Origin of the sequence: Bdellovibrio sp. HCB209, from assembly GCF_047306065.1 — a bacterium.
In the GTDB taxonomy this organism is placed as follows: Bacteria; Bdellovibrionota; Bdellovibrionia; order Bdellovibrionales; family Bdellovibrionaceae; genus Bdellovibrio.
The window spans coordinates 1233782-1260576 of record NZ_CP178618.1 but is presented as its reverse complement, the minus strand read 5'-3'; the positions used below and the strand labels follow the sequence as shown (position 1 = coordinate 1260576).

Genomic DNA, 26795 nt, shown 5'->3' with positions numbered 1-26795 from the left:
CGGATAATTTGGCTTTGATCTTTTTAGGGCGCTAACTGTTTCAAATGATCGCGCAAGGAATTCAATAAAACTCGAGTCGTTGTTTTGACACCCTCGGTATCCTGACTCTCTGCCTTTACTTCCAAATCTTTTGCAGTCACTGTTAAATTCGGAAATTCAAATGTGTCGGCATTGCCCTTGATTTGATGGCCCAGTTTTTTAGCCAATTCAAAATCAATAACGCCACCCTCTTCCACTCTTGATAATTCTCCAATACGGCGAAGCAGATAACGAATCTGATCATCTACCGAAACTTTAAAATCATCGTCCACTGTGAACCTCTTCCTGATGCTGATATGCACATTTAATATGAAGTCCCATAGATCATCAAGGGTCTTGTTTGTGAGGCATTACGTCTACTCATCAGGGAATAATGCCCCAATTATTTAAAAGATTATGCTCAAAGCGAATATATCAACAATGGAGGTCGGCACCGTGGTTGCATTCATAGTTCTACATCAAATATGGCTGGGCGAAATGCAACAGTCGATTTCTAAAGAAGGAGAAATCAAATGAAACTTATTACTTCACTTATGATCGCAGGTTTGTTGTTTGGCACATCTACTTACAGCTTCGCTAACGACGTTAAAGAAACTGCAAAAGAAATGGGTCAGGACACTAAGAAAGCCGCTAAAAAAGGCGTTAATCGCGTTGAAGAAGCTGGCTGTGAAATGGTGAACGGCAAAATGGAATGTGCTGGTAAAAAACTAAAAAATCGCGCTTCAGAAGTTAAAGAAGAAGTTAAGGACATGGCGAACTAGTTTTCGCTTCAGTTTCAAATCTAGGAGTACAACATGAAATTCATTAAAACATTCGCAATCGCAGCAACTGCTCTACTAGTTTCTCACTCTGCATTTGCTCAGGACGCAACAGCGACAGCATCTTCATCATCCGATTCATCTAGCGACATTAAGCCAGGTGGCATGTTCATCGAGCCGATGCTGACTTACCAATCAGGACACGTTGACGTGAGCTACCCTGCTCCTTTCAACAACTCTGAAGAAGATCTAAAAGGTTTCGGTTTGGGTCTGCGTTTTGGTGCGCACGTATGGGAATCATTATTCCTAGGTGTTGACGGTCGTTTTTCTAAACCTACTTATGACTCTTCAGCATTGGGCGATTCTGGTTCTGCTGACGCCTATGATGCTGGTGTGACGTTGGGTGTGCAAACACCACTTTATGGTATCCGCGTTTGGGGGACTTACATCCTGACTGGTGCGGTAGATCCAGAAAAGATCAACAACGTTGATGTGAAGTTCAGTGATCTTAAAGGTTACCGCGTAGGTGCGGGTATTTACGTGAAAAGCGTAAGTTTGAACCTTGAGTATCAGGACGCAACTTATGACAAAACAACAATTCAAGAAGCCGGTCCCCTGTCTGGGAACCTAGATAGCGTAGAAGGTAAGAACAAGAGCTACATCTTGAGCGTATCCTTCCCCGTTAATCTCTAATCTCCCTTCCCCACTGCGGGCTGCTCCCCTCGTACGGACAGCCCGTTCCTCTTTTCCCGCCTCAGATACCGTTTCATGACGATTTTGTTAGACTACAAAACACCCTTGTAAACCCATAAATATTTAGTAGTTTAGATGTATACAACATCAAATCGAGGCACATGATTACCATTCATTGGCTTTTTTCTATTCTGCTAGGGACGTCACACGCGGCCACGGGTGCGCCAGCTCCAAGGATACTCACGATGGGAGTTCCTTATAAGTTCTCGCGCATTCAAGCCTTGGTCGAGTATCACGAGCTGTTGTCTAAATCCTTCGAAGATATTGGCTACAAGGTGGAGTTTAAACCAATCCCCATTCAAAGCTCCCACGAGATGCTGATCTCTGGAAATGTCGACTCAGTTTCTTATGACGATTTGGTTGATTCTTCTGGCCGAGAAAAAATCATCACGACGTCTTTCCCGATCGCGATCACTCGCGGCACCGTGTTCTTTTCAAAGACTCGCCCCGTGAAAGAGGACGCACTAGAGAAGTACCGAGGATCTATTTCTAAAAACAACTCGATCCTGTTAAACCACGCCAGCAAAAAGAAATTGAAGTTCAAACAAACGGCGACACCTTATCAATGCATCCAAACGGTGATCGAAAAGCAGTCTGATTTTTGTATCACAGTTCATGAGATCGGAGTGACGGCATTAAAGGATATCCCGAATGGCAAAGGCACCATCGTATACGCGGAAAAGCCTTTTCTAAAAATGCCGATTCATCTGTCGATGACGAAGAAATACGAGAGCGATATGCCCAAGCTTGAAGTCGCCCTTCGCAAAAGACTTAAGGGAGACTTAAGCACCTACCCTTCGATCCGCGATGCTTTAAATACAAACCCTTAAAACAAAAAAAGCCCGCTTCATCAGCGGGCTTTTTTATTTGATCATAACTTGATCTTAGTAACGGTAGTGGTCTGGTTTGAATGGACCAGCTGGGTTCATGTGCAAGTACTTAGCTTGTTTTTGAGAAAGCTTAGTCAACTTAACGCCCAATTTACCCAAGTGAAGAGCCGCAACTTTTTCGTCCAAGTGTTTCGGCAAACGGTAAACCGCGATCTCTTGGTACTTGTCACGATTCGTGTAAAGTTCCAATTGAGCCAATACTTGGTTCGTGAATGAGTTCGACATTACGAAGCTTGGGTGACCAGTAGCACAGCCCAAGTTCACCAAACGACCTTTTGCAAGGATGATGATTTGGTTGCCGTTTTTCAAAGTGTGGATGTCCACTTGAGGTTTAACTTCGCGGATTTTTGAGTTTTTGTTCATCCAAGCCATATCGATTTCGATGTCGAAGTGACCAATGTTACAAACGATCGCGTTGTTTTTCATTTTAGTGAAGTGCTTTTCAGTGATGATATCGCAGCAGCCAGTAGCTGTTACGAAGATATCGCCGATTGGAGCTGCTTCTTCCATAGTCACAACTTCGAAACCTTCCATAGCTGCTTGCAATGCGCAGATAGGATCGATTTCAGTGATAAGAACGCGAGCGCCCAAACCACGCATAGAGTGTGCAGAACCTTTACCTACGTCACCGTAACCTGCAACAACGCAGATTTTACCAGCGATCATAACGTCAGTAGCACGTTTGATACCGTCAGCAAGAGATTCGCGGCAACCGTACAAGTTGTCGAATTTAGATTTAGTTACAGAGTCATTGATATTGATTGCTGGAACTTTCAATTTGCCAGCTTTCAACATTACTTCAAGATTGTGAACACCAGTTGTTGTCTCTTCAGAGATACCAATGATCTTCTTCAATTCTTTAGCGAAGCGTGGTTCATGCATCATGTTCGTCAAATCACCACCGTCGTCTAGGATCAAGTTGTAACCATCTTTACCCCAGCCAGTGATAGTTTGTTCGATACACCAGTTGAACTCAGTCTCAGTTAGACCTTTCCAAGCAAATACTGGGATACCAGCAGCAGCGATAGCTACAGCAGCATGGTCTTGAGTAGAGAAGATGTTGCAAGAAGACCAACGGATTTCAGCACCAAGCTCTACAAGTGTTTCGATCAACACTGCAGTTTGGATAGTCATGTGCAAGCAACCAGCGATTTTTGCACCTTTGAATGGTTTTTGTTTGCCGAACTCTTTACGAAGAGCCATCAAACCTGGCATTTCAGTTTCAGCAATAGAGATCTCTTCACGACCCCATTTAGCAAGCTTAGCGAAAACCTCTGGGTTTTCCATAGCTTCTTTGCAAACCATGAAGTCACGGTTGTTTTTAGAAGTAGCAGTCTTGTTAGAAGCAGCTGCTACAGCAGCTTTCGCGTTGTTTTTTTTCATCGCTTTTCCATTCGTAGTTGTAAGAGCCATTTTCGAAACGTCCTTTGTTAAATATAAAATTCAAACTTTAAAAAATTATGGAAGAGTTAAAATCTCGTATCCAGTGTCAGTAACAAGCACCGTGTGCTCATACTGCGCGGACAAAAGACCATCAGCCGTGTTGTAGTACTTCACTGAAGACCCAGGAATGTTGAACTCCACAACATCCTCAACACCTTGATTCACCATCGGTTCAACAGTGATACAGTGAAAAGGAACCAGGCGCTCGCCCTTACCCTTTTTACCAAATGCTGGAACAAACGGTTCTTCGTGGAAAATACGACCCACACCATGACCACCGATTTCTTTAACAACCGTGTAGCCCTTGCGAGTCACATACTTATAAGTTTCAAAGCCAATATCACCCGTATATCCACGAGGAGTGATCGCCTCAATCCCCTTGTCACGAGCCATTTCCGCAGTCTCAACCAAATCCTTGGCTGCATCAGAAACATTCCCAATCATATACATGCGAGAAGTGTCCCCAAAGAATCCATCAATCCAAGCAGTCACATCCACATTAATGATGTCACCATCTTTAAGAATAACGGAAGAGTCAGGAACCCCATGACAAACAACTTCATTCACCGATGTGCAAGTGTACTTAGGATACCCATGATAACCAAGACATGCAGACTTAGCCCCACGAGTTTGCATAAAATCATTAGCAAGCTCATCGATCTCTTGAGTAGAAATTCCGATTTTCACATACTTTTCAAGATAAGTAAGAGTATCAGCCGCAATCCTGCAGGCCACAGTCATTTTTTTGATCTCTTCAAGAGAAAGAGGCTTAATTCCCATAGGCAAAAGGTATAACACACCCCCCAAGCAACGCCAAGCCAAGGATTACAACTCCCCAACAGAAGCGGCGCCAACTCGCCCAAGGCGAGGGCCAGCCAGTAAAAAAGTCGAAGGGACGCGAACAGAAAGAACCGAGGGATGGTTCAAAAGGCCCCAGGAGCAAGGCGGAGGGAGCGAACCACAGCGCAGGCGTGCCCCAGGCACGTCGGAGCGAGGACCGCACCCGACAACGCAGCGATGGGGTCTTTTCAACCATCCCGACTCGAAGGCAAAAAAAAGCCCGGCGTTAGCCAGGCTTTTTTCCAACTTAATGTAGCTAGAGACTACTTAAGGTGTTTAGAAACAAGTTTAGTCATGTCGAACATGCTAACTTGAGTTTTGCCGCCGAAAACTTCTTTAAGTTTTGCGTCTGCATTGATGTTACGTTTGTTTTTAGAATCTTGAAGATTGTTCTTCTTGATGTAAGCCCAAAGTTTTTTAACAACTTCAGTACGTGGAAGTGGTGAAGCACCAACTACTGCTGCTAGAGCTGCAGATGGAGTCAAAGCTTTCATGAAAGCTGCATTTGGCTTACGAGCAGTTTTTGGTTTAGCTGCTTTTGGAGCTTTAGCGGCTTTTTTAGGAGCAGCTTTTTTAGTTGTAGCTTTTGCTTTTGGAGCTGCTTTTTTAGCAGTTGTTTTTTTTGCTGCAGCTTTTTTAGGAGCAGCTTTCTTAGTAGCTTTTTTAGTAGCTTTTGCCATTGTTAATTCCTCCGTTAGGATTATTGTCTTGTTTCTCTCGAATGAGTTAAGTGTGTATCTAAGTCCAGGGGTTTGTCCAAAAAAAAATGCAAGCCCCTCATTTTTTTTCGCACCCCCTCTAAAAACCGCATTTCCCCCTCTGAAACCAGCCTTTTTACCTCTAAAAACGCCATTTTCCCCTCGAGAAACCCCGTTTTCCCGAGGGAAAAAGGTCTAATTTTGTTTCATTTCGATCCTCTAGACTCCTTGAAAACAAAGGCTTTCCGAAGAGAAAGGCATGAGTTTTCAGACGAGCTTCAAACAAATTTTGCGCGAAAAGATGGGTGAGACCTCTTCTGCCCAAGCAAATTACTCTTCTGTCATGGACTCCGATCCTATTCACTTGGCTTACCTTTTGGGAAAGGTAAATCGCACGGAAGTACAAACTCCGCGTGGACAATACCCTCGCCCAGCAGTTCGTCCACAACGTAAACCGCACAACTTCACGGCTCTACAACGTCAATCATTCGAGTTCTTCAAATGCTGGATCCACGGGCTTTCTGAAGGCTTTACTGAGACGGAGTTGAGAAAGGCCTTTCGTCAGGCAGCTTTGATTCTCCACCCGGACCAAGGCGGTAGCCCTCAACAGTTCATGGACCTAAAGGAACATTACGAAGTGTTAGGAACCATTTTCCAGTCTTAAGAATTCCCCAGGTAAACCCGAACATTTAACTATAAATGAAGGTATTTACCACTCTCCCATTCAACGACCACGCGAAACGCTTGTTCTACATGAAGACTATGTACTTCGTGGGCGCACTTATGTCGTTGTTCTATATATATCGCCTGGCTGTGACCTTCAGTGCCCCCGAGTACAACGACTTCCTGATCCCCCTAACCATCACGATCATCCTTGCTCCACCTATTCTGTGGTACCGCTTTCAGCTCTATAAGGCCGCCGCAGTGACTCTGCTGCTATCATTGTTCTGCGTGATGGTGATGATGATTCACCTCACTGGAGGCTTGGAGGCGCCGGGGATTTTCTGGTTGGCCACTGTTCCATTAGCCACTGCGATTTTATTCGGAACACGTGGGGCTCTGACGGGTTACTTCGCCCTCACCGCCATGTGCACGACCTTCTGGATCAATCATAAGATGCAGGTAGGGCCTAATATTATCCCCTCTCGCGATATCTTTCGTGAAGAGCAGGTACTGAATCTGTTCGTCTTCTTTTTGTTCACAAGTCTAACGACTCATGTCTACTTGCGTAACGAAGCTCGCTATACTCAAAACCTGCGCGAAAAAAACAACGACGTGGAAAACCTGCTCCGTGTGCTTTTACATGATATCGCGAACACACTCTCGTCGATGACGCTGCAATTGATTCGCGCCAAAGAAGAACAGGCGACCTCAGGAACTGAATTGGAAAAAATGGAGCGAGCCGTTCAAGAGATCAATAACCTGTTAAATCAGGTGCGCCACTTAAAATCTGTAAAGGATGGGAAAGCCACACTCCCCCTGCAACCGATCTCGGTACCTAAGATCCTAAGCGATATCTATGAACAAGCTGAATCCATCGCTAAGCCGAAAGGTATTAGAGTCTCTATAGATATGTCGCGAGATAAGATGATCGTGAATGCCGAAAAGACCATCTTAGGTAATGTGGTACTTTTAAACATCATTGGGAATGCTGTGAAGTTCTCTCACCCCGGTGGGCGCATTGATGTTCGCGCGTTCACTGTGACTCAAGATGTGGTCATCGAAATACAAGATTATGGCGTGGGTATTCCAGAAGATATCTTAGCTCATCTATTTGATATTGGCAGTCAGACCAACCGACCAGGAACTCAAGGCGAAAAAGGCACCGGCTATGGGATGCCTTTAGTGAAAGAGTATATCCAGATGCTGGGCGGATCGATTGAAGTCACCTCCGCCGAGAACGCATCTGGCACTCAACCGCAAGGAACAAAAGTCACCCTGCGGTTGCCGACGGTTTAAACCATCTTGAAACGGATACGTTTTGGACCTGCATTTTCGCCAAGGCGTTTTTTGCGGTCTTCTTCGTATTCAGTGAAGTTTCCAGGATAGAATTCAATTTTAGAGTCACCTTCGAACGCCATGATGTGCGTGCAAACGCGATCCAAGAACCAACGATCATGCGAAATCACCACAGCAGATCCACCGAACTCCAAAAGCGCTTCCTCAAGGGCACGCATTGTGTTCACGTCCAAATCATTCGTAGGCTCATCCAGAAGCAAAAGATTTCCGCCCTCTTTAAGGATTTTCGCCATGTTCACACGGTTGCGTTCACCACCCGACAACTGACCGACTTTCTTTTGTTGGTCAGAACCCGAGAAGTTAAACCAAGAAACATACTGGCGAGATGGGATCTCACGTGTACCCAATTGGATCACGTCAGCACCACCGGAAAGCTCTTCAAAGATCGTTTTATTTGGGTCCAATGTCTCACGTGTTTGATCCACGTAAGAAATTTTAACTGTGTCACCCACTTTGAAAGATCCTGAATCAGGTTGTTCTTTACCAGTGATCATGCGGAACAAAGTCGACTTACCGACACCGTTCGGCCCGATAACGCCCACGATCGCACCTTTAGGGATCGAGAAGCTGACATCATCCAAAAGTACTTTGTGGTCATAGGCTTTTGTGATGCCTTTAGCTTCCACAACGATATCACCCAAACGAGGCCCTGGTGGGATGTAGATAGACATCTCTTGGATTTTCTCTGGAGAGGCTTCTTTCAATAAGTTTTCATAGTTAGAAATACGCGCTTTAGATTTCGCCTGACGAGCTTTTGCCCCCTGACGAATCCAATCCAACTCTTTCTCCAAAGTTTTAGCTTTGCGAGCTTGGTCTTTTTGTTCGTTCGCTGTGCGTTTGTCTTTTTGCTCCAACCAAGAAGTGTAGTTCCCTTTCCAAGGGATACCTTCACCACGATCTAGCTCCAAGATCCAACCAGCAACGTTGTCCAAGAAGTAACGGTCATGCGTTACCGCAATAACAGTTCCTGGGAACTTAGAAAGATATTGCTCAAGCCATGCAACTGATTCCGCATCCAAGTGATTCGTCGGCTCATCCAGAAGCAAGATATCTGGCTCAGACATGATCAAACGTGCCAAAGCCACACGGCGTTTTTCACCACCGGAAAGCTTAGTCACACCCATATCACCATCTGGACAGCGAAGAGCATCCATCACGATTTCGATCTTTTGATCGACGTCCCACGCACCCAAAGCGTCCAATTTTTCTTGAAGAGCACCTTGTTTGTCGATGAGTTTATTCATCTCATCTGGATCCAAATCTGGATCAGAGAACTTATCGTTGATCGCGTTGTACTCTGCCATCACCTTAGGAAGTTCGCCCATACCTGCAAAGATGTTTTCTTTAACAGTCAGGTTGTCATCCAAATGAGGTTCTTGCTCGAAGTAACCCACTTTCATCGTTTTAGAAGGGAAAGCTTCACCGATAAAATCTTTATCTACGCCTGCCATAATTCTGAGCAAAGTGGATTTACCAGATCCGTTCAAACCTAGAACGCCGATTTTTGCTCCATAAAAGTAAGAAAGGTAGATGTCCTTCAAAACGAAACGATTTGGAGGATATACTTTACTTACACCTTTCATTGTGTAGATAATCTCTTGAGACATGATGTCACTCTCCTGAACAAGTCAGATAAATAGATTGGAAAACGCCAATTTATTAAGGCTGAAAATGCTTGTCAAATGGAGTTCATACGATAACACTATCGCCTTCGTGCATGATGCACGTCCGATAAATTAAAAAATACAGAATGGTTCATGAGTAACGACACCCCGGAAATAGCACGTACGACGCGTGCTAACACATCTGAGAAGGAAGCAACGACTGCTTCAACTGCTAAAGAGACAGGCAAAAAGAGCCTCTTTGGCAATCTCAATTCAGACCTGAAGCAGGCTCTGGATACGTGGGACGTTTTAACTGAAACTATGTCCAAATCTAACAAAGTCTCCCCTGAACAAGAACAGCTGCAGGAAGTCAAAAAACTCCTGGGCGATCTTAAGGCAAAACTCGCACAGTTTGAAGAGTAGTCCCTAAAGTGCTAGGATTCCCTCATGAGCGACTCATGGAATCCCAACCAATACGAGAAATTCAAAAACGAACGTTCCCAACCCTTCTTTGATCTTTTAGATTTCATCAAGCCCGAAAAATTTGCTTCTGCCATTGATTTAGGCTGCGGCACTGGTGAATTGACTCGCGCCATGCATGATCGCTTCCATCCGGCGTTTACGTTGGGAATGGATTCTTCGCCTGCGATGCTGGCAAAGGCTGCGGAGTTTTCCTCCCACACTATAAGTTTCGCCCAAGACAATATTGATGCTTGGGAAAAACCTTCGAGCTTTGATTTGATCATTTCTAATGCCGCCCTCCAATGGAGTCCCGGGCACCCTGCCTTGTTTGCTCGCTTAAAGAAATCTTTGCGCTCTGGTGGGCAGCTTGCTGTGCAAATGCCGATGAATCATGACTTTCCGACGCATATTCTTTCAAGTGCTATGAGTTATGAAGATCGCTGGAAGACGGCCCTAAATGGGAAAGTGTATGACAAGCCTAAAACCATGCTGACTGTTGAAGACTATGCGTCCCTTCTTTTTAAATTGGGCTTTAAAGAGCAAAGGGTCGAACTCAAAGTCTATGGACATATCCTGCAGTCACGAGAAGATGTGATTGAGTGGGTTCGCGGTTCCATGCTGACTTATTTTGAAAAGAATATGACGGCTGAAAATTACAGCGCTTTTTTGGCAGAGTACCGCGAACGACTTTTCGCGATATTGCCTGACGAAAAACCGTTCTTCTATCCGTTTAAAAGAATCTTTATTTGGGCGAGGGCATAGGCAGACTTGCCCGGTAGTGCTTACGATTTGCAGAGATCAGGCGATCAATTTCGGCTTTGATTTCTGGCTCTAATTTTTTGCTGTAAGCGATCCACACTTTGTAACTAGCCATATCATGAATCTGCACACTTTTTAACTTCACGAACTTATTTCTCTCGACGATATCTTCAGTGATGGACGACAAATGTATGAACACTCCATCGATGCGATGGGTTTCCACTAAATTTGACAACCTTTCACCGATATCTTCGCCGGTCAAAAAGATGACTTTAGTTCCTTGCTTCGTAAAGGGGTCAGCGACAACCGCTCCTGCCATCTGCCCGACCGTTTTGCCTGCGAACTCTTTGACTGAAACCGAAGTTTTACCTTTTTGGAAATCCTTAGCTACGATCACTCCGGGTTGCTCTTCCAAAAATGGCTCCGCGGAATAATCAAAGATCTTTTCTCTTTCAGGAGTTTTCAGAACCAAGAACAACATGTCGATGTTGCCCATCTCCAGATCACGCTGCTCTCTTTTAAAGGGAGAGCTCTTCCAAACCACGTCCATATTGAATTTCTTTTTGAGTTCCGGAAAAACGTATTTCCTCATGAAATCCGGTGCGGAGCCTGATGGCTGTTCTGATTCAGCGTTTGTCACGTGGGGTGGACCTTGAACGGCTGCAACTCGCAATACTCTGGGCTTTGCGGCTTGTGCATGCATGGAGACGAAACAAAGAATAAGAACGAACAAAAGCCTGTATTGCATCTGTTCTTATTAGATCAGGTGTAAATCTTAACCACAATTTGATAATTGGCGAGTCTGCTATTTAAATTTGTATTCTTTTAGATACAGTCTTAGCTGAGTGTCGATTTCGTTACGGACTTTTGCCGAGACTTTTTTATTGTAAGCAAGGTACATCGAATATGGCGGGACATCGGTGACCGTCACGCTTTTAATACTCGGAATTTTACTGTTGCGTACCACACCCTCTGTGATCGAGTTCAAATAGATGAAAGCTGCATCAATGCGCTTGGTTTCAACCAAATTGGGAATTCTCTCCCCGGCGTCTTCTCCGGCGATAACAACGGTATTGATTTTATTTTGCTGAAAGTACTCAGGAACAAATGCCCCCGCTACTAAACCGACATTTTTTCCAGAGAACTCTTTGATGGAGACTGAATCACGATTTTTAAATAAATTTTTCGGAACGATCATCCCCGGTTGATCTGCAATCACCGGATCTTCAGAGTAATTATAAACTTTTTCTCTCTCGGGATTTCTTAGCACCATCAAAAGCACATCTAAATTTCCCACTTCAAGATCACGGAACTGACGCTTCAAGGGCGCGCTATGCCACTCGACTTTGACTTTATGCTTTTTAATTACGGGTGGCAGAATGTACTTCTGAAGAAAGGCAATAAACTCACCCTTCGGGGGATTTGACTGCGCATCGGTCACATGCGGAGGCGAATCAATGGCTCCGATACGCAAAACTTCAGCCTGTGCGTGGGCTCCACCGCAAAACATCGTGGCGTAAAAAAATAATCCTGCCCAATACTTCACTATTTTTGCAGCCTTTTAGAGCCGCCACGGCATTCAGGAGAAATAAAATTAAGAGCGTCTTTTTGAGTTTCGAATTCCGCAGGAGTCAGAGCTCGTTGAGTGAGAGCATGCAGACCTTGAGAGAACTCTGCCTTCAAAACATCATTCACTGAACGTTGACGATCGATTCGAGATTTTCCCTCAAACATGGGAGACACGATCAGAACCTTGTAGTGAGATTCACTAGCTGGCCCTGAGTGCATGTGGCTCTCGTTCTCGATTTCTAAAACCGTGGGAGCAAGAGCCTTTTGTAGAGATTCAAAGATACGCGCTTCGCGATTCACGATACTTCCGTTATTGCTTGCGACGTTTATCGATTTCGGATTTTACGTAGTCCACGCCCATTTTCGCCATGGCAAAGACACCTTTTTCCTCAAGCTTCTTTTCAACTTCTTTAGCTTTACGAAGAGCACGTCCCGCAGCCATTGCCGCCAAAGGATGTCCTACCGGAATAGAATCGAAGTTACCGTCGTGCTTCCATTCATCAACCACTGTGTCGGCGATTTCCATCACCTTCGGCGCTTTTTGACGAATGATCTCACTGCCGTAAAACTCCAAATGAGTTTTTTCGACTTCAGGTTCTGCCGGGCCACCTTCGTAAGCCATTTCTTCTGGAGCTAACTGATCATCTGCAGAGCCCGCATTGAAAGTACCACTATCATGATCTGGAGCCATGTGAACTTCAGGAGCCGCAACGCCTTCGTTTTGTGCTTCCGTATTGATTTCATCTGAGGAAGATGTCGCTTCTACATCGACGTGCTCTTGGTGAGACGCTGATGATGCGTGAGAGTGTTTGTTATGTTTGTGATGCTTCTTAGACATAAGTCCTCCTCTAACAGATCTTTAGATTAGCGCTATTTTCGCATTTGGGAAAGCGGTCTCACGATTGAAAAGGCGCGTCGCTTGCCCTAAAGCCAGCTCGCGGGTCCAGCCGCTGAACTTCGTCTGCTAAAAGCGTCCTCATCTCTTCTATATCGTCATTGTACATCCAAAGCAGTTCTTCGCGGACTCGCGCCAAACGAAGCTGCTGCTCTCTCGACAGGGGCCTTAGGCTCTCCACCAGACGCATCAGATGCAAATCGACTTCTCGTTTGAAATCTCCATAGTCCAAATCATCTTCATTCTTAAGAAACGTCAGAAACTCTTGGATATCTGAATTCATGAATCCTCCTGCACTTCATTTTATGACTTCAGGGCCCTGGTCTCGACAAACTCTTGGTCAACTTGCCAAGAATCACCATGAGGTCCATAATAAAGACTCTTTTCTTACAAAGGAAAACTATGGCTCCAGAGATGGCAGCAAGTTACATCGTAGGCATCGTCCCTTCTCTCGCAACCACGGGAGCTCACTACTGGTTTCACAAAAAGAAAGTCGCAAGCTCTGCTTTCCAACAGCTGCAAAAAAATCTGGCGACTGTGCAAAAGTACTGGTGTGAATCACAAAGCCGCGTCTTGCCTTTAGAAGACAACTCCCACGCCAAAGACCAAGAGGCTTTTAAGACAAGTCTTTATGTGATGGGCAGTTTGTTTGCATTCATGAGCTGGGTTGGATTTATGTTCAACATGCTCGTACTTCTTTCGACTCGTAAGATTGCGATTTCGCGTTTTGAACAAAAAGTTTTCGCGTCTGAACTGTGCACTAAAAATCTTTCTGCCACAGAAATCGAATCGATCCTGAAGGACTGCGAGGCATGACACCTCTTGAGGTGATTGCCCGTGGTGAAGGTTGGCTTGTTATCAACAAACCAACCGGCGTCTCTGTTCACAATGATCCCAATGACGTAGTCCACATCTTAGAAAAACAACTTCCCGCTGGAAGTTTTGAAGCGATTCACCCCGTTCACCGTCTGGACAAAGAAACCAGTGGTCTGCTTTTGATTGCGCTGAACACGCGCATGGCAAAACAATTGGCCGAACAGTTTCAAGCCCGCACTTGCGAAAAATATTACTTTGCTCTGCTTCGTGGTTCGATGCCCGTGTCAGATGAATGGCAGCATTGGAACACACCGATTTCAGACAAAGCCGAGGGCCGCAACAATCCCCAAGGTCTTTCCAAAGACCGTGTTGAAGCCCGCACAGATTTTAAAGTGATTAAATCAGATCAGTACACAGCGATGATTGAAGTTCGCCTGTTCACCGGAAGACAACATCAAATCCGCAAACACAGCGCCATCGCCAAACACGCGATCCTAGGCGACACCCGCTACGGCGATCACAAGTTCAACAAACGCATTGCCGAGATCTATAAAACCGATCGCATGTTCCTACACGCAGGAAAACTAAAGATCACCATCGACGGCAAAGAACACACCTTCGAAGCCCCAGTTCCCTTTTAGGTGGCAGGCGCCCTTTTTATTTTCCGATTTTTGAATCTAGTTTTGATAGGAAACTTGCGACCAGATCTTCGCGAGCCTGCCCGGTTACGGGGCGAGCGCCTAATGGATATTCTTTGTAAAGCTCCGTTGGAATTTCCAATAGGAATCTTGAAGGAACTGACGGACGGACAACGCCATTTTTTTTGCGCTGTTGGCAGCGAGACATCACTAGGCGATTTTTTGCGCGCGTGACTCCCACGTAGAACAAGCGGCGCTCTTCGTCGATATCGGAGCCCAAGTTTTTATGCGGCAATAAATCTTCCTCAATCCCCGCCAAAATCACCACTGGGAACTCAAGACCCTTTGACGCATGCAACGTCATCAGTTGTACTTTGTTTTGATCTTCCTCTTCGTTGTGATCTTCACGAAGCATCATCGAATCAACGAACGATTTGATGTATTCCACTTCGTGAGCACGACGCCCTAGGTACGCATCCAAAATGCGGCCTAGGATTTCAACGACAACCCATTTTTTCTCTGCCGATGCTGGATCAGCAGCCGTGTTCATCACGTACTCTTTGTAGCCAAGCTGATCAAACAACTCGACAAGTTTTCCACCCGGCGAAGAACCGACATTGAAATCTAAAATATGAGTTGGCAGATATTCGATGAAGCCCAAAAGGTCTTCGATCGCCTCGCCGGTTTTCTCTGGAAGTTCAGCGTCCTTCCACAGGCGGCAAGCATCTAGGAAACTCACACGACGTTTTTGTGAAAACTCTGTCAGCTTTTCAATAGTCGTATCACCAATCCCACGATTCGGAACATTGATAATACGGCGAAGAGAAACCTCATTCGGAGAGAAAGACTGCTTCAAATAAGCCATGATGTCTTTGATCTCTTTACGGTCAAAGATCGATGTACCGCCGGAAATGTTATAGGCAATGTTCGCACGACGTAAAGACGCCTCGATCAAGCCACCTTGAGTGTTTGAGCGATACAAAACGGCAAAGTCTTTAAGTTTATAGCCTTCTTTTTGGAAGTGCTGGATTTCTTGAACAACGAATTCACATTCGTCTTCCTCACGCTCTAGGATAAAGACCTCAGGCAACACACCCGTGTCCTTAGCCGCTTCGGCGCGCAGAACTTTTCCGTGACGGTTCTTGTTCTTAGAGATCGCAGCATTCGCCACCGCCAAGATTTCACCGGAAGAACGGTAATTACGCTCAAGCATAATCACTTCGCACTTTTTATGTTCGTGTGGGAAATTAAGAATGTTCTTAATCTCCGCCCCACGCCAACCGTAAATCGATTGGTCATCGTCCCCTACCACAGTGATATTGCTGTGAGGTTTAACGATTTGCTGGATCAAATCCATCTGCATGCGATTGGTGTCTTGGAACTCATCCACCATCACTTGAGAAAACTGACTTTGCACTTTCTCTAGAATTTCTGGATGTTCTTTAAATAATTGCAAAGGCTTGATCAACAAACCTTCAAAGTCGACAACACCCAAATGCTCCAAGCGCTTTTCAAACTTAGGAGCTAGGACTTCGACCATCTCGTGATACTCATCGAAACCCTCGTGCGTGTGCGCAGCACCCGTACGACGGTCATTGATCATGGATAAAATTTTATCGATGTCGAATTTATCTTTGCCAGAGTTCGCAATATTTTTAATCAGCTCTTTCAAAACCGCATTGCAGTCCGTCTGATCCACGATCCCGAAGTGCGGAGAAAGACCTGCGTGTTTATGAAATCTGCGCAGGATCTGCAAACCGAAAGAGTGGAATGTTCCAGCCCATAGGCCATCGCCTGCCCCACCGAGCTTTTGTTTCACACGGTGTTTCAGTTCGCGCGCGGCTTTATTGGTGAAGGTCAGAACGCAGATCTCTGAAGACTGCGCCACACGCTCAGAGATCATACGACCCGTGCGTGAAACCAATACCGTCGTTTTGCCGGAACCCGCCCCTGCAAGAATCAGCAAGGGACCGAAGTTATGTTTAACAGCCTTTTGCTGTTCAGGGTTCAACCCCTTTAACCAATCCATCTATTTCAGTGTATCCTAAAAAGAAAAAAGCGTCGCACTTTCGTACGACGCTAATCAATCTTTGCTGCTCAGCGTGACTATAAAATCCGCTGCAGGAGCCTATTTCACAGGCAGTTACTACTGTCTGTTATGGATAAGTGTGCGAACTTCATCTTCGAAAACAACTTCGATTTTGTCAGTCGCTGCGTCTTTGATGAAACCCAAACCGAATTTTGGATGTTGAAGTTTCGTGTTTTTCTCGAATTTGCCCTTCATGTTGTAGTCCGCAGTTGAACCGCTGTTTGACATCAACATTTCGTATTCGTTTTTATGAGAAGATTTGCGAGAGTTCAAAGTTTGCTCGCGTTTTTTAGCTGCAGCACCTGTCAAAGGTTTACCAGTTTTAGTCTGAGCTTTTGGAAGAGAATAAGTTTTTTGAGAGCCGCAAATTTCACATTTGATTTTTGCAGAAGTTGCCGACGTGTGTGCCAAAACTACATGGTATCTATCAGCATCACATTTTTTACAGAAAGCAAAAAAAGATTTCGCTACTGGTGGCAAAGTATTCATCGTCATTTCTTATTCCTATCCTAGTATTGTTGTTTCATTTGATAAATCATTAACTTGTCCTCTAGCTTCTTCTGCGCGATTTCACCCGCACTCAAGAAGAAAGGACCTTCCTCACGCTCGATACGCTGTTGGAAATCCAACATGCTCTCTTCACTTTTCGGATCAATAAACGTTCCTGTCGGCCCGTAGTGTTCCAAGAATGCCAAGTCGATTTCTTTATTGAAGAACTTTTCCCAGCAGTGAGTATTCACCTGTACACGGTAAGTGATAGTTTTAGCATGAGAATGCACCGGAGCGTAAGCCCCAATCACCTCTAAATGTCCATAATGCGAATGCAGCTTTAATGCTGGGCTGCCCCATTGAGTCATCCCAGAGCATTGCTCAACATTGGCATACCACAAACCAAACGCTTTGGAGAGGAAGCCCAAGCCGTAAAACTGCTCTTCCTTCGGTAAAAGCGAATTGACGGAGCAAAGGTTGTGAGCAACCCACTCCCCTTTGTGCATAGTGGGGATAATGATGAAGAGCGAAAGAGGGACCCAATCCATCTCGTCGAGGGATTCGATCTCCTTTAAAACTTTGGAAGTTTTAATCGGACTTAGTGACGCAGGGTATTTTTTTGGATCCAAAACCTCACGAACGAGCTTGGATAGTACTTTTGGGCGAGCCGCAAAGCCCGCCACAAAACCCGGCATCACAGCACAGTCATAAAAAACCCAGCGAGGCATCGCCATGTTTGAAGGACCGAAAGCTCGCTCCTCCAAAGAGTAAATACGATCTGCGAAAGCGATCTCAGTGATATCGAGTGGATCTTTAAAGATTGGTTTTTGTTTGAACCAATCGAGTTTATGAAAAGAGCCAGGTTGAGCAATTTCATTTTCGTGACGTACGAATACATAAGGACGGATATCCTCATTATTCAACCAAGTGGCTTTTTTCAGTAACTCATTAATCAACTACGTACTCCGGTCATTGTCTCAGGTCTGACTAGTTTATCAAATTCTTCGCCGCTGAGGAGTCCAAGATTAATAGATTCTTCGCGCAGCGTAGTGCCGTTTTTATGGGCAGTTTTAGCAATTTTCGCAGCGTTATCATAGCCAATTTTTGGGTTTAACGCTGTGACCAGCATTAAAGAATTGTCTAAGTGCTTTTTGATCTGCTTGTGATTTGCCTCAATTCCCGACACACAATGATCGACAAAAGAGTCGCAAGCGTCTGAGATCAAACGTATTGAGTTTAAAACGTTAAACACGATCACCGGCTTAAATACGTTCAATTCAAAGTGCCCGGTTGCTCCGCCGACTGTCACGGCCACATGATTGCCCATGACTTGTGCACAGACCATAGTCATAGCTTCACATTGAGTGGGATTTACTTTCCCCGGCATGATCGAACTGCCCGGTTCATTTTCCGGCAAATGCAATTCCCCGATCCCGCAACGAGGTCCAGATCCCAAAAGACGAATATCATTTGCGATCTTCATCAACGAAACAGCGATCGTATTCAAAGCACCGCTGACTTCCACCAAAGCATCGTGAGCTGCCAAGGCTTCAAATTTATTTTCAGCAGAAACAAACGGGATTTTAGTTTCACGCGCGATTTCTGCCGCCGCATCCACTGCAAATTTTGGATGAGTGTTAAGCCCCGTGCCGACTGCCGTTCCGCCCAACGCCAACTCATGCAAATGTGGCAGTGTATTTTTAATACGTTGAATGCCGTGTTTTACTTGTGTCGAGTAACCAGAGAACTCTTGTCCCAAAGTTAAAGGAGTTGCATCCATCAAGTGAGTGCGACCGATTTTTACGATGTCAGCGAACTCTTTTTGTTTTTCAGACAAAGCTTTGTGCAGCTTTTCCATCATCGGAATCAAGCGGCCGTAAACTTGCTCGCCCACTGCGATGTGCATTGCTGTCGGGAAAGTATCATTCGAAGATTGGCCTTTATTCACATCATCATTCGGGTGGATTTCCTTAGACGGAAGTTTAATTCCCATCATATCCATCCCGCGATTGGCGATCACTTCATTGGCATTCATGTTTGTTTGAGTGCCAGAACCTGTCTGCCACACCACCAATGGGAAGTGCGCATCGAGTTTTCCAGAGATCACTTCATCAGCGGCCTTCACGATCACTTCCGCTTTTTTTGCATCCAAGATGCCCAGTTTCGCATTCGTTAGTGCGGCACTTTTTTTAAGAATACCCAGTGCGCGAATCATTTCGCGGGGGAATCTGTCACCACCGATTTTAAAATTTTCAGTGGAGCGTTGTGTTTGGGCTCCCCAGAATTTATCAGCTGGGACTTGCACGTCCCCCATTGTGTCTTTTTCAGTACGGAAACTCATTTACGTCCTCCTGTTGACCATTCCAACATGCGCTTGGTCCGTTGGGTAAATCACAAGTTCTTGTATGTTCACATGTGCCGGGCGGGCCACGCACCAAGCAATTGTTTCGGCCACATCCTTAGGTTCAAGTGGAATCATACCCTCGTAAACTTTATCTGCCTTCTTTTGATCATCAAATCGTACAAATGAAAACTCAGTGTGAACCATGCCGGGTTCAATGTTGGTGACACGCACTTTTGTACCCAACAAATCCATGCGGAGTCCTTCAGATAAGGCACGAACCGCAAACTTCGTTGCGCAATACACTCCACCACCTGGATAAGTCCAGCGACCGGCGACGGATCCCAAATTCACGATGTGACCGGAGTTCTTTTTGACCATGTGTTCAACCACGCCGCGGGTGATGAAAAGCAAGCCTTTGATGTTCGTGTCGATCATGGTTTCCCAATCATCGAGCGATGCCTCTTGCATTTTTTCAGTGCCCTTCGCCAGGCCCGCGTTGTTCACCAGAACATCGACGTTCTGTAAATCATGTTGATGAGCTTTCATGAACTCGCTCACTTCAAAGCGATCGGAAACGTCAAAACTTGCCTTGATGACTTTGATTTGCGGGAATTTTTTATGAAGAGTGGCTTCCAGCTCCGCCAGTCTGTCGAGCCTGCGACCCGTGATAATTAGAGAGTAATTTTGCGCAGCCAACGCCTCCGCTGTCGCCCAACCAATACCTGCCGTCGCCCCCGTAATCAGAGCCCATCTTTGCATACCCACCTCACAATGAAATTATTGTAGGCCTCCCCCTCTCAAATGCCCAGTATTCGTCCTTAACGACATGGCGCTTCCTGCCCGGTCCTGGAAGTACCTTTTGCTATAGCAGCGTGTTAGGTTGGCCGCCTATGAAATGTCCATGCGGCCTAGATAAATCTTATTCTGAATGTTGTGGTATTTACCACTCTGGCAAAGAAACAGCTCCAACGGCGGAAGCATTAATGCGTTCCCGTTATGCAGCCTTTGCGAAAAATCAAATGCAATACCTGCGTGATACAACAGACCCTCAAACGTTGGGCGACATCGATGATGAAGCCAACCAAGAGTGGGCTGAACGCGCTAAGTTCCTAAAACTTGAGATCGTTAAATCTGAGGAAAAAGGCACTAAAGGAACTGTCGAGTTCAAAGCTTTTTATTCTGTTGATGACGAAGACTTTATCCATCACGAAGTTTCCACTTTCCGCAAACAAGCGGGCGAGTGGTTCTTTAAATCTGGCAAAGTGAAAGAATCTAAATCATGAAATACTGGTTGATGAAATCTGAGCCCGATGTTTATTCCATCGATCAGTTGAAAAAAGACAAAACAACTTGGTGGGAAGGCGTTCGTAACTACCAAGCGCGCAACTTCATGCAAAAAGATATGCAAGTCGGCGACATGGTTTTGTTCTACCACTCCAATGCTGAGCCACCTGGTGTGGCGGGTCTTGCTAAGATTTCCCATACTGCTGAGCCGGACAAAGCCCAGTTCGATAAAAAATCTGAATACCATGATCCGAAAGCGACTAAAGAAAAACCAATCTGGTACTGCACTCAGGTGGAGTACGTAGAGAAATTTTCTGAGATCGTTTCTTTGCAAGAGCTTCGTGAAAATGAAAAGCTCGCTGACATGTTGGTTTTAGCCAAAGGCTCTCGCCTATCGGTTCAACCGGTTGATAAAAAGCATTTCGATATCGTTAAGAAAATGGGCGGACTCTAGTCTATGAAACTTTTCTTGGCTCCGATGGAAGGCGTTGTTGATTGGGTGATGAGAGATACTCTGACCCAAATCGGCGGCGTTGATCAGTGCGTGACGGAATTCCTGCGCGTCACCGATCGCCTTCATCCCGAGAGCGTTTTCCTGAAAAACTGTCCTGAACTGCGCACGGGTTCCCGCACTCGTTGGGGTACTCCCGTATTCGTGCAGTTATTGGGCGGTCATGCAGAGCCTTTGGCTTTGAATGCGGAACGCGCGGTGAAACTTGGAGCCTTGGGTATCGATTTGAATTTCGGCTGCCCTGCTAAGTCAGTAAACCGTCACGACGGTGGCGCGACTTTGCTAAAATCCTGCGACCGTATTCATACGATCGTGGATACAGTTCGCAAGGCCGTGCCTTCTCACATCCCGGTGACAGCAAAAATTCGCTTAGGGTTTGATGACCCGACGAAATGTATCGAGATCGCTCAGGCGGTTGAGGAAGCGAACGCCACTTGGCTAACGATCCACTGCCGTACAAAAACCGATGGCTACAAACCGCCGGCTTACTGGGAATGGATCCCGCGTATTAAAGAAAAAACTAAAATCAAGATTATCGCCAATGGTGAGATCTGGAATGTTCATGATTTCCATCGCTGTGTGGAAGTCACTCAATGCGACGATTATATGATCGGCCGTGGAGTGATGAGCAATCCGTTCATCTTTAAGCAAATCAAACAAAGCTTAAAACAAGAGACCGTCGAAGAAATGAACTGGGAAAGAGCGAAGCCGCTACTCCCGCAGTTCTTTGATGCCAGCACTCTTTATATCAACGACTACTTTGCAGTTTCCCGCACGAAACAATGGCTTAAGGCCTTGTCTTTGAAAAACGGCGAAGCCAAACAGGTTTTCGATCAAATCAAGATCCTAAAAAAACCACAAGAATTCCAATCTGAACTTATCAGATTTACGAGGTAAGAAAGGCGCCTCATCAGCGCCTTTTCTTTTCTATACCCATTCTAGTAAAGATCGATTTTCAACTCTTTCACGAATTCTACTTTTACAGAACGAGTTACTTTTTCATTTTCATCTGTAAGCACTGAAGATTCAGCACTGAACAAAAGAGTCACGCCACTGAAAGTAGCTCCTCTGTGCACGCCCTGCATGGAAGCAACTGTCACCATGAACATGCCCTCTTCAGTTCCAGTGCAACCTTCTAAATTACATTGGTTATACTCGCCGCCATCCAATAGAGTCACTTGGATGTCTTTCGCAGACAGTGGCAAATTAATCGTACCACGACCGTTACGACCGTCTTCGATATCGTGCTGTTCAAGAATTTTTCTTACAGCAGAGTTTGGAGTATTCGCTTCTTTGACCATCTTTTGCAAAACAAGAGAACTCAAAGATTTAGACAATTGATTACGGAACTCAGGTCCTGGGATAGAACCCGCTTGTGCGAAAGATCCCATCAACATAGCTGCCATCAAAACGATCTTAGATACCAATTTCATAAAGTCTCCTAGTTATCAGCGCCATCAGCGCAAAGTTTAGTAAGCGTTCGATGAGGCATGTTTTACGCTAGGCATTATTTTATGAAAAGTAGAGCTTTTAGAAGGGCGTGATCTAATTTTTGGAAGGCATGGTAAGTGGCTAAAACCACTTACCATTATAGGGTCTATTCGTAGCGAAGGGCATCGATCGGATGAAGTTCTGAGGCCTTTTTCGCGGGGTAAAGACCGAAGACAATACCGATGAACGCTGAAAAAAAGAACGAAACTCCGACGGCGTTTAGTGAAATCGACATCGCCCATCCCAGAGCCGCCGACAATCCGATGGTCACTCCCCATGCGAGGGCGATTCCCAGTAAGCCCCCGATCACAGAGACCACAACAGACTCAGCCAAGAACTGCATTAAGATATCGATCTTACGTCCGCCAATGGCTTTGCGCAGACCAATCTCGCGGGTTCTTTCTGTGACTGAAACCAGCATGATATTCATGATCCCGATACCACCGACGAGCAACGAGATAGCCGCGATAGAGCTTAATAGCATCGACATCGTTTTACTGCTGCTTTCGATCATCTGCTGCAGATCCGACATATTGAAGATCTGGAAGGCATCCTCTTGCGCAGAAATCGGTACGCGATGACGTTTGTTTAAAACTTCTTTCAGCGAGTCTTGAGTTTCATTGATTAAAGCCTTATCCGAAACTTCGACGTCGACGGAGTCGACATAGTTTTTACCGAACAGACGATACATCGCCGTTTGCACGGGGACCACGATACGGTCATCTTGGTCATTCGGACCCATCGCTCCCTTTTCTGGAAGCATACCGATGACAGTGAAATTGATTTTATTGATTTTGATCACTTCACCGATGGGAGATTTCTCGCCAAAGAGTTCACGCGATACCGTACGACCAATGACCGCCACCGTCGCACGACGCTGGTTTTCATCATCCGAGAAAAAGCGACCCATCACAGGCTCTGAATTTCTGACCGACACAAAAGCCGATGAAACACCTGCAACCGAAGTATTCCAATTCTTATTGGTATAGGTCACTTGTCCCCGACCATTTACGTTTGGAACGACATTCTTGATTGCAGGAATTTGGTTCTTTAAGGCGGCCACATCATCGGTGGTGATACGAATCCTCACACCAGACTCTTGCGCCACACCTGCGACACGTACATTCCCTGCACGCAGAACTAAAAGATTCGAACCCATCGAAGCCAATTGTTTTTCAATCGACTGCTGGGCACCACTGCCCAAGGCAAGCATGGTAACAACGGCTGCCACACCAATTAAAATACCTAACATCGAAAGACCTGAACGAACTTTATTCGCAGCCAAGGTTTTCCAACCCTGATGAAAATGTTCGATCATTTCGCCAAAGTGAAATTTAGAATCCAACTCTTGATTCGACAAATGGGCGTTGCTCTTTTTAAGTGGAACTCTACGTTCATCACTTTGAATAGCACCGTCACGCATACGAATCAGACGATTGGCTTGCGCCCCGATCTCGTCTTCATGGGTGACGATCACAACAGTGATCCCTTGCTCGTTCATGGATCTTAAAATATCCATGATCTCTTTTTCACTCTTAGAATCTAGATTCCCCGTCGGTTCATCGGCAAAAACGATTTTCGGCGAGTTAATCAGCGAGCGCGCAATCGCCACACGTTGCTGCTGACCACCCGACAATTCATTTGGTTTATGGTGTGAGCGAGGCCCCAGGCCCACTTTTTCTAAAAGAGTCTGTGCCTTTTGTTCATCGAATTTCTTTTCTGAATAAAGCAACGGCAAAGACACGTTTTGCCACGCTGGCATTCTTGGAAGCAAATTGAACTGCTGAAAGATAAAACCAATTTCGTCACGGCGTAAAATCGCCAGATCGTCTTCGGAAAGTTTAGAAACCTCGCGACCGTGAAGCTTGTAAGAGCCTGCCGTCGGAACATCTAAAAGTCCCAAGATATGCATCAATGTGGATTTACCAGAACCCGAAGGTCCCATGATCGCCACAAAGTCGCCATCTTCAATGGTCAAGGTCACATCGCGAAGTGCATCGACGACGTTGTCTCCCATTTTGTATGATTTTTTGATGCCGCTGATTTCAATCATATTATGCTCGCAATCAAACTATCTTGGAGGAGGGCCACCGGCCCCGCCACCTGAACGATTTTTACTGCCCGGTGCTTTACCACCGAATGGCGAAAAGGGATTTGATCCTTGATGACCACCCGAAGATAGTTTCACTTCTGGGACCATGGCCACTTCACCCTCGTCAGCACCTTCCAAAATCTCTGTGGATTTGCCATCAGTGATACCCACTTTAACTTCGCGGTTGTGAGGTCTGCCATCAGGTCCTTGGATCAAGAGGTACGTCATACCATTTTGCACACGCAGAGCTTCGCTTGGCACAACCACGATGTCCTTTTTGTTCTTCACAAAGAAGGTCACGTTGGCAGTCATACCACTGCGCATGAACTCCGGAGTTTTCTCTGGCAAGGCGTCCACGATATATGTCGTCACACTGTTGACGGTTTTAGAGTCAAAAGCGATTTGATCTGCCACACCTTTAATTTTTTCACCAGGATACGCATCCAGAACAATTTCAACCGGCTCTTTGGATTTAATCTGAGAGATATCGGTTTCGTCGACTTGGGCTTTCACCGTCAAACGATCTGACATCGTGAAAATCGCGTCTGTTGTTGCGAACGTTTGCCCGGGCTCCACGTTTCTTAAGATGATCGTTCCCGAAATCGGCGCAATGATCGGAGTCGCTAAATACAACTCTTCCCAGCGCTTATACTCTTCAGCGCCTTTAGCGCGAGCCGCATCTAACATCGCAGCTCTTTCGGTCGAGCTCATGATCGCGATGATTTGTCCTTTACGAACTTTTTGGCCTTCCTTGATGCGCACTTCTTCCATACGGCCTGCGACCGGGGCTTTGATCTCCAGACGGTTTTCTGGTTGCACCGTTCCTGTTGCCAGGATCGTGACCTCGATATTTCCCTTTGTCAGGGACATGCGCTTATATGTCACTTCGTTGGCTTTGCTTTGTTTCCAATAATAATAGCCACCGCCACCCAAAACCAAGACAGCAACCAGAGCCCAAGTGATTTTACTTTTAAATAGATTCTTCATAGCAATGCTCCTGCGCCTTGTGCTCGCTCCCAAGCGGCCTCTGCAACGATGCGGTCACGTTTGGATGTCAGATACAGTTTTGTTTTATTGATCAGATCATTTTCGATTGTGTCCCAGTCCTCGAAAGACATAAGACCGTTATTGTATTTTGAGCGAGCGATATCCGCACGAGTTCTTGCTGCTTGAACATAGGCATCGTTTACCGCCAACTGTTCTACCGCTTCGACATATTCTTTATAGGCTTTTTTCAAGGACGATAGTAATGTGCGATCAATCCCAGCCAAATTACTTTTTGCAGCATACAACTGAGAAGCCACGGATTTTGTCGCATAGTAATCACGACCGCCGTTAAATAGTGGCAAAGTTAATGTCGCCCCTAAACTCCAACGATCTTGATTGTTCGGATAAAAGTTTTGACCGTAGTCACCGACCGTCGCCGATAAATCCAAACTTGGGAAAAATCCCGAGCGAGTGTTCTTTAAAGCCGCTTCGGAAACATCCACTTGTGCTTCATAAGTTTGGCGATCAGGAGTCGTAGTTGCGATGGATTTATAGTCGGGCTCCTTAGCTGGAGGTGCCGTCAGCGGAAGGTCGTCTTTAATGACGATGGATTCGTCGCTGTCCATCCCCACAACTTTTTTCAGATCAGCTTGGCTGGTATCAATATCGTGTTTGGCTTTTAAATTATCCAGTTGTGCCTGCTTGTAGTTGGCTTGAGATAAAAGCAAAGATCCCTTATTCTCGCGTCCACTTTCATAGCGAAGTTGCACGATACGAAGATTGTCGTTACGACGTTTCACGATATCTTCAGAAATTTTCACTGAATCAGATGCATAAATCGCAGAGGCAAATGCTGATTTCAAATCATAGCTGACTTGAGAACGAGTTGTACGTAAAGACGCCTCAGATACGCGGGCTTGCCCACGAGCTTGTGCAACCTTGGATGAATCCGCAAAACCTTTGAAAAGATTTTGGGAAGCAGTCAGTGTCGCAGAATAGTCTCCACCGGAGGATGTTTCTGTTCCCGTGCTATCAGTAGAACCTGATTGCGAATAACCGAGTGCTGCTGACACCTGAGGAAAGTAACCACTTTTGCTGCTTTCGACACTGTACTTGCTGGCGTTATAAGACTCTTCAGAATACTGCAAATCAGCGTTGTTTTTCTTAACCAAGTTCAGAGCTTCTTTGAATGTCATGGGTTGCTGTGCATGTGCAAGCGATGCACTCACAGTCATTGAAATTGCGATGAATAACCTGCTGTAAGAAGTCATGACGGCTCCTCTTTCTCTCTTACAATTACCGCGAAAATACGAGGGGAAGTCAAA

At 45.6% G+C, this 26795-nt stretch carries 31 protein-coding genes; 12 read left to right on the top strand and 19 right to left on the bottom strand.

The genetic code is table 11. The annotated features are described in order from the left end of the window. Window positions 1-23: 23 nt before the first annotated feature. Window positions 24-311 carry a hypothetical protein gene (locus ACLVWP_RS06180; RefSeq protein ID WP_413560698.1) on the bottom strand — a complete coding sequence of 96 codons (288 nt, stop codon included), beginning with the start codon at window positions 309-311 and terminating at the stop codon, window positions 24-26. A gap of 240 nt (window positions 312-551) precedes the next feature. Here ACLVWP_RS06180 and ACLVWP_RS06175 point away from each other — a divergent pair, with 240 nt between their 5' ends. The 3 genes from ACLVWP_RS06175 (at window position 552) to ACLVWP_RS06165 (ending at window position 2380) form a co-directional block, all read left to right on the top strand. After that, a complete protein-coding gene (locus ACLVWP_RS06175) occupies window positions 552-800 on the top strand; it encodes a hypothetical protein (protein ID WP_413560696.1) in 249 nt (82 codons plus the stop codon). Between the two features lie 33 nt (window positions 801-833). Continuing rightward, on the top strand, window positions 834-1490 hold the full coding sequence (locus ACLVWP_RS06170; RefSeq protein ID WP_413560695.1) for a hypothetical protein: 657 nt from the start codon (window positions 834-836) through the stop codon (window positions 1488-1490). A 161-nt stretch (window positions 1491-1651) separates the two neighbouring features. Then, window positions 1652-2380, top strand: coding sequence for a hypothetical protein (locus tag ACLVWP_RS06165; RefSeq protein WP_413560694.1), 729 nt, complete (start codon window positions 1652-1654; stop codon window positions 2378-2380). A 54-nt stretch (window positions 2381-2434) separates the two neighbouring features. Here ACLVWP_RS06165 and ahcY read toward each other — a convergent pair whose 3' ends face one another. The 3 genes from ahcY to ACLVWP_RS06150 all read right to left on the bottom strand — a co-directional run bounded on the left by ahcY (window position 2435) and on the right by ACLVWP_RS06150 (window position 5403). Further along, on the bottom strand, window positions 2435-3853 hold the full coding sequence (gene ahcY, locus ACLVWP_RS06160; RefSeq protein ID WP_413560693.1) for an adenosylhomocysteinase: 1419 nt from the start codon (window positions 3851-3853) through the stop codon (window positions 2435-2437). A 45-nt stretch (window positions 3854-3898) separates the two neighbouring features. Further along, window positions 3899-4663, bottom strand: a complete 765-nt coding sequence (gene map, locus ACLVWP_RS06155) for a type I methionyl aminopeptidase (RefSeq protein ID WP_413560691.1) — start codon at window positions 4661-4663, stop codon at window positions 3899-3901. Between the two features lie 323 nt (window positions 4664-4986). Continuing rightward, entirely contained in the window at window positions 4987-5403 is a 417-nt protein-coding gene (locus tag ACLVWP_RS06150; protein ID WP_413560690.1) for an SWIB/MDM2 domain-containing protein, read from the bottom strand. 277 nt (window positions 5404-5680) lie between these two features. On the opposite strand from ACLVWP_RS06150, the gene ACLVWP_RS06145 reads away from it, so the two are divergent. Beyond that, complete coding sequence (locus ACLVWP_RS06145) at window positions 5681-6085, top strand: DnaJ domain-containing protein (protein ID WP_413560689.1); 405 nt, start codon at window positions 5681-5683, stop codon at window positions 6083-6085. A 35-nt stretch (window positions 6086-6120) separates the two neighbouring features. Further along, a complete protein-coding gene (locus ACLVWP_RS06140; RefSeq protein ID WP_413560688.1) occupies window positions 6121-7380 on the top strand; it encodes a sensor histidine kinase in 1260 nt (419 codons plus the stop codon). Here ACLVWP_RS06140 and ettA read toward each other — a convergent pair. Further along, on the bottom strand, window positions 7377-9047 hold the full coding sequence (gene ettA / locus ACLVWP_RS06135; RefSeq protein ID WP_413560686.1) for an energy-dependent translational throttle protein EttA: 1671 nt from the start codon (window positions 9045-9047) through the stop codon (window positions 7377-7379). The genes ACLVWP_RS06140 and ettA overlap by 4 nt on opposite strands. A gap of 150 nt (window positions 9048-9197) precedes the next feature. On the opposite strand from ettA, the gene ACLVWP_RS06130 reads away from it, so the two are divergent. Both ACLVWP_RS06130 and ACLVWP_RS06125 read left to right on the top strand, forming a co-directional pair. Then, window positions 9198-9467, top strand: a complete 270-nt coding sequence (locus ACLVWP_RS06130) for a hypothetical protein (protein WP_413560685.1) — start codon at window positions 9198-9200, stop codon at window positions 9465-9467. A gap of 24 nt (window positions 9468-9491) precedes the next feature. After that, complete coding sequence (locus tag ACLVWP_RS06125; protein ID WP_413560683.1) at window positions 9492-10268, top strand: methyltransferase domain-containing protein; 777 nt, start codon at window positions 9492-9494, stop codon at window positions 10266-10268. Here ACLVWP_RS06125 and ACLVWP_RS06120 read toward each other — a convergent pair. Genes ACLVWP_RS06120 through ACLVWP_RS06100 form a run of 5 tightly spaced genes read right to left on the bottom strand, consistent with a single transcriptional unit; the run spans window position 10249 to window position 13012 of the window. Then, a complete protein-coding gene (locus tag ACLVWP_RS06120; RefSeq protein WP_413560682.1) occupies window positions 10249-11013 on the bottom strand; it encodes a substrate-binding periplasmic protein in 765 nt (254 codons plus the stop codon). The two genes, ACLVWP_RS06125 and ACLVWP_RS06120, sit on opposite strands and share 20 nt — an antisense overlap. A 57-nt stretch (window positions 11014-11070) precedes the next feature. Next, window positions 11071-11811: a substrate-binding periplasmic protein gene (locus tag ACLVWP_RS06115; RefSeq protein ID WP_413560680.1), complete on the bottom strand. Its 741-nt coding sequence runs from the start codon at window positions 11809-11811 to the stop codon at window positions 11071-11073. After that, window positions 11811-12134 carry a BolA family protein gene (locus ACLVWP_RS06110; RefSeq protein ID WP_413560679.1) on the bottom strand — a complete coding sequence of 108 codons (324 nt, stop codon included), beginning with the start codon at window positions 12132-12134 and terminating at the stop codon, window positions 11811-11813. The genes ACLVWP_RS06115 and ACLVWP_RS06110 overlap by 1 nt, the downstream gene beginning before the upstream one ends. Before the next feature lie 10 nt (window positions 12135-12144). Further along, entirely contained in the window at window positions 12145-12672 is a 528-nt protein-coding gene (locus ACLVWP_RS06105; RefSeq protein ID WP_413560678.1) for a hypothetical protein, read from the bottom strand. A 58-nt stretch (window positions 12673-12730) separates the two neighbouring features. Further along, window positions 12731-13012: a hypothetical protein gene (locus tag ACLVWP_RS06100; protein WP_413560677.1), complete on the bottom strand. Its 282-nt coding sequence runs from the start codon at window positions 13010-13012 to the stop codon at window positions 12731-12733. Window positions 13013-13131: 119 nt separating this feature from the next. Between ACLVWP_RS06100 and ACLVWP_RS06095 the strand changes: the two genes are divergently transcribed. Beyond that, on the top strand, window positions 13132-13545 hold the full coding sequence (locus ACLVWP_RS06095; protein ID WP_413560676.1) for a hypothetical protein: 414 nt from the start codon (window positions 13132-13134) through the stop codon (window positions 13543-13545). Further along, window positions 13542-14186, top strand: coding sequence for an RluA family pseudouridine synthase (locus tag ACLVWP_RS06090; protein ID WP_413560674.1), 645 nt, complete (start codon window positions 13542-13544; stop codon window positions 14184-14186). The genes ACLVWP_RS06095 and ACLVWP_RS06090 overlap by 4 nt, the downstream gene beginning before the upstream one ends. Window positions 14187-14202: 16 nt before the next feature. Here the strand turns inward: ACLVWP_RS06090 and ACLVWP_RS06085 are convergent, their stop codons facing one another. From ACLVWP_RS06085 to ACLVWP_RS06065, 5 genes are all read right to left on the bottom strand, one after another. After that, on the bottom strand, window positions 14203-16212 hold the full coding sequence (locus ACLVWP_RS06085; protein WP_413560673.1) for an ATP-dependent helicase: 2010 nt from the start codon (window positions 16210-16212) through the stop codon (window positions 14203-14205). Between the two features lie 117 nt (window positions 16213-16329). Beyond that, on the bottom strand, window positions 16330-16767 hold the full coding sequence (locus ACLVWP_RS06080; protein ID WP_413560672.1) for a hypothetical protein: 438 nt from the start codon (window positions 16765-16767) through the stop codon (window positions 16330-16332). 14 nt (window positions 16768-16781) lie between these two features. Then, on the bottom strand, window positions 16782-17717 hold the full coding sequence (locus ACLVWP_RS06075; RefSeq protein WP_413560671.1) for a hypothetical protein: 936 nt from the start codon (window positions 17715-17717) through the stop codon (window positions 16782-16784). Then, entirely contained in the window at window positions 17714-19102 is a 1389-nt protein-coding gene (gene fumC / locus ACLVWP_RS06070; protein WP_413560670.1) for a class II fumarate hydratase, read from the bottom strand. Before fumC ends, ACLVWP_RS06075 begins: the two co-directional genes overlap by 4 nt. Then, a complete protein-coding gene (locus ACLVWP_RS06065) occupies window positions 19103-19864 on the bottom strand; it encodes an SDR family NAD(P)-dependent oxidoreductase (protein WP_413560668.1) in 762 nt (253 codons plus the stop codon). Window positions 19865-19995: 131 nt separating this feature from the next. Here ACLVWP_RS06065 and ACLVWP_RS06060 point away from each other — a divergent pair, with 131 nt between their 5' ends. Genes ACLVWP_RS06060 through ACLVWP_RS06050 form a run of 3 tightly spaced genes read left to right on the top strand, consistent with a single transcriptional unit; the run spans window position 19996 to window position 21797 of the window. Next, window positions 19996-20388, top strand: a complete 393-nt coding sequence (locus ACLVWP_RS06060; protein ID WP_413560667.1) for a YchJ family protein — start codon at window positions 19996-19998, stop codon at window positions 20386-20388. Further along, window positions 20385-20843, top strand: coding sequence for an EVE domain-containing protein (locus ACLVWP_RS06055; protein ID WP_413560665.1), 459 nt, complete (start codon window positions 20385-20387; stop codon window positions 20841-20843). Before ACLVWP_RS06060 ends, ACLVWP_RS06055 begins: the two co-directional genes overlap by 4 nt. 3 nt (window positions 20844-20846) lie before the next feature. Then, the gene (locus tag ACLVWP_RS06050; protein ID WP_413560664.1) at window positions 20847-21797 is read left to right on the top strand and encodes a tRNA dihydrouridine synthase; all 951 of its coding nucleotides are present in this window, start codon (window positions 20847-20849) and stop codon (window positions 21795-21797) included. A gap of 41 nt (window positions 21798-21838) precedes the next feature. On the opposite strand, the gene ACLVWP_RS06045 is transcribed toward ACLVWP_RS06050, so the two are convergent. The 4 genes from ACLVWP_RS06045 to ACLVWP_RS06030 all read right to left on the bottom strand — a co-directional run bounded on the left by ACLVWP_RS06045 (window position 21839) and on the right by ACLVWP_RS06030 (window position 26741). Continuing rightward, window positions 21839-22333: a hypothetical protein gene (locus tag ACLVWP_RS06045; RefSeq protein WP_413560663.1), complete on the bottom strand. Its 495-nt coding sequence runs from the start codon at window positions 22331-22333 to the stop codon at window positions 21839-21841. Between the two features lie 164 nt (window positions 22334-22497). Next, window positions 22498-24444: an ABC transporter permease gene (locus tag ACLVWP_RS06040; protein ID WP_413560662.1), complete on the bottom strand. Its 1947-nt coding sequence runs from the start codon at window positions 24442-24444 to the stop codon at window positions 22498-22500. An 18-nt stretch (window positions 24445-24462) separates the two neighbouring features. Then, window positions 24463-25470, bottom strand: a complete 1008-nt coding sequence (locus ACLVWP_RS06035) for an efflux RND transporter periplasmic adaptor subunit (protein WP_413560661.1) — start codon at window positions 25468-25470, stop codon at window positions 24463-24465. Next, window positions 25467-26741: a TolC family protein gene (locus tag ACLVWP_RS06030; protein WP_413560660.1), complete on the bottom strand. Its 1275-nt coding sequence runs from the start codon at window positions 26739-26741 to the stop codon at window positions 25467-25469. The genes ACLVWP_RS06035 and ACLVWP_RS06030 overlap by 4 nt, the downstream gene beginning before the upstream one ends. Window positions 26742-26795 lie beyond the last annotated feature (54 nt).

Bases quoted from the DNA above. Each gene is read 5' to 3' on its own strand.
- ACLVWP_RS06175 (WP_413560696.1), top strand. From the start codon at position 552: ATGAAACTTATTACTTCACTTATGATCGCAGGTTTGTTGTTTGGCACA.
- ACLVWP_RS06170 (WP_413560695.1), top strand. From the start codon at position 834: ATGAAATTCATTAAAACATTCGCAATCGCAGCAACTGCTCTACTAGTT.
- ACLVWP_RS06165 (WP_413560694.1), top strand. From the start codon at position 1,652: ATGATTACCATTCATTGGCTTTTTTCTATTCTGCTAGGGACGTCACAC.
- ahcY (WP_413560693.1), bottom strand. From the start codon at position 3,853: ATGGCTCTTACAACTACGAATGGAAAAGCGATGAAAAAAAACAACGCG.
- map (WP_413560691.1), bottom strand. From the start codon at position 4,663: ATGGGAATTAAGCCTCTTTCTCTTGAAGAGATCAAAAAAATGACTGTG.
- ACLVWP_RS06150 (WP_413560690.1), bottom strand. From the start codon at position 5,403: ATGGCAAAAGCTACTAAAAAAGCTACTAAGAAAGCTGCTCCTAAAAAA.
- ACLVWP_RS06145 (WP_413560689.1), top strand. From the start codon at position 5,681: ATGAGTTTTCAGACGAGCTTCAAACAAATTTTGCGCGAAAAGATGGGT.
- ACLVWP_RS06140 (WP_413560688.1), top strand. From the start codon at position 6,121: ATGAAGGTATTTACCACTCTCCCATTCAACGACCACGCGAAACGCTTG.
- ettA (WP_413560686.1), bottom strand. From the start codon at position 9,047: ATGTCTCAAGAGATTATCTACACAATGAAAGGTGTAAGTAAAGTATAT.
- ACLVWP_RS06130 (WP_413560685.1), top strand. From the start codon at position 9,198: ATGAGTAACGACACCCCGGAAATAGCACGTACGACGCGTGCTAACACA.
- ACLVWP_RS06125 (WP_413560683.1), top strand. From the start codon at position 9,492: ATGAGCGACTCATGGAATCCCAACCAATACGAGAAATTCAAAAACGAA.
- ACLVWP_RS06120 (WP_413560682.1), bottom strand. From the start codon at position 11,013: ATGCAATACAGGCTTTTGTTCGTTCTTATTCTTTGTTTCGTCTCCATG.
- ACLVWP_RS06105 (WP_413560678.1), bottom strand. From the start codon at position 12,672: ATGTCTAAGAAGCATCACAAACATAACAAACACTCTCACGCATCATCA.
- ACLVWP_RS06100 (WP_413560677.1), bottom strand. From the start codon at position 13,012: ATGAATTCAGATATCCAAGAGTTTCTGACGTTTCTTAAGAATGAAGAT.
- ACLVWP_RS06095 (WP_413560676.1), top strand. From the start codon at position 13,132: ATGGCTCCAGAGATGGCAGCAAGTTACATCGTAGGCATCGTCCCTTCT.
- ACLVWP_RS06090 (WP_413560674.1), top strand. From the start codon at position 13,542: ATGACACCTCTTGAGGTGATTGCCCGTGGTGAAGGTTGGCTTGTTATC.
- ACLVWP_RS06085 (WP_413560673.1), bottom strand. From the start codon at position 16,212: ATGGATTGGTTAAAGGGGTTGAACCCTGAACAGCAAAAGGCTGTTAAA.
- ACLVWP_RS06080 (WP_413560672.1), bottom strand. From the start codon at position 16,767: ATGACGATGAATACTTTGCCACCAGTAGCGAAATCTTTTTTTGCTTTC.
- fumC (WP_413560670.1), bottom strand. From the start codon at position 19,102: ATGAGTTTCCGTACTGAAAAAGACACAATGGGGGACGTGCAAGTCCCA.
- ACLVWP_RS06065 (WP_413560668.1), bottom strand. From the start codon at position 19,864: ATGCAAAGATGGGCTCTGATTACGGGGGCGACGGCAGGTATTGGTTGG.
- ACLVWP_RS06060 (WP_413560667.1), top strand. From the start codon at position 19,996: ATGAAATGTCCATGCGGCCTAGATAAATCTTATTCTGAATGTTGTGGT.
- ACLVWP_RS06055 (WP_413560665.1), top strand. From the start codon at position 20,385: ATGAAATACTGGTTGATGAAATCTGAGCCCGATGTTTATTCCATCGAT.
- ACLVWP_RS06050 (WP_413560664.1), top strand. From the start codon at position 20,847: ATGAAACTTTTCTTGGCTCCGATGGAAGGCGTTGTTGATTGGGTGATG.
- ACLVWP_RS06045 (WP_413560663.1), bottom strand. From the start codon at position 22,333: ATGAAATTGGTATCTAAGATCGTTTTGATGGCAGCTATGTTGATGGGA.
- ACLVWP_RS06040 (WP_413560662.1), bottom strand. From the start codon at position 24,444: ATGATTGAAATCAGCGGCATCAAAAAATCATACAAAATGGGAGACAAC.
- ACLVWP_RS06035 (WP_413560661.1), bottom strand. From the start codon at position 25,470: ATGAAGAATCTATTTAAAAGTAAAATCACTTGGGCTCTGGTTGCTGTC.
- ACLVWP_RS06030 (WP_413560660.1), bottom strand. From the start codon at position 26,741: ATGACTTCTTACAGCAGGTTATTCATCGCAATTTCAATGACTGTGAGT.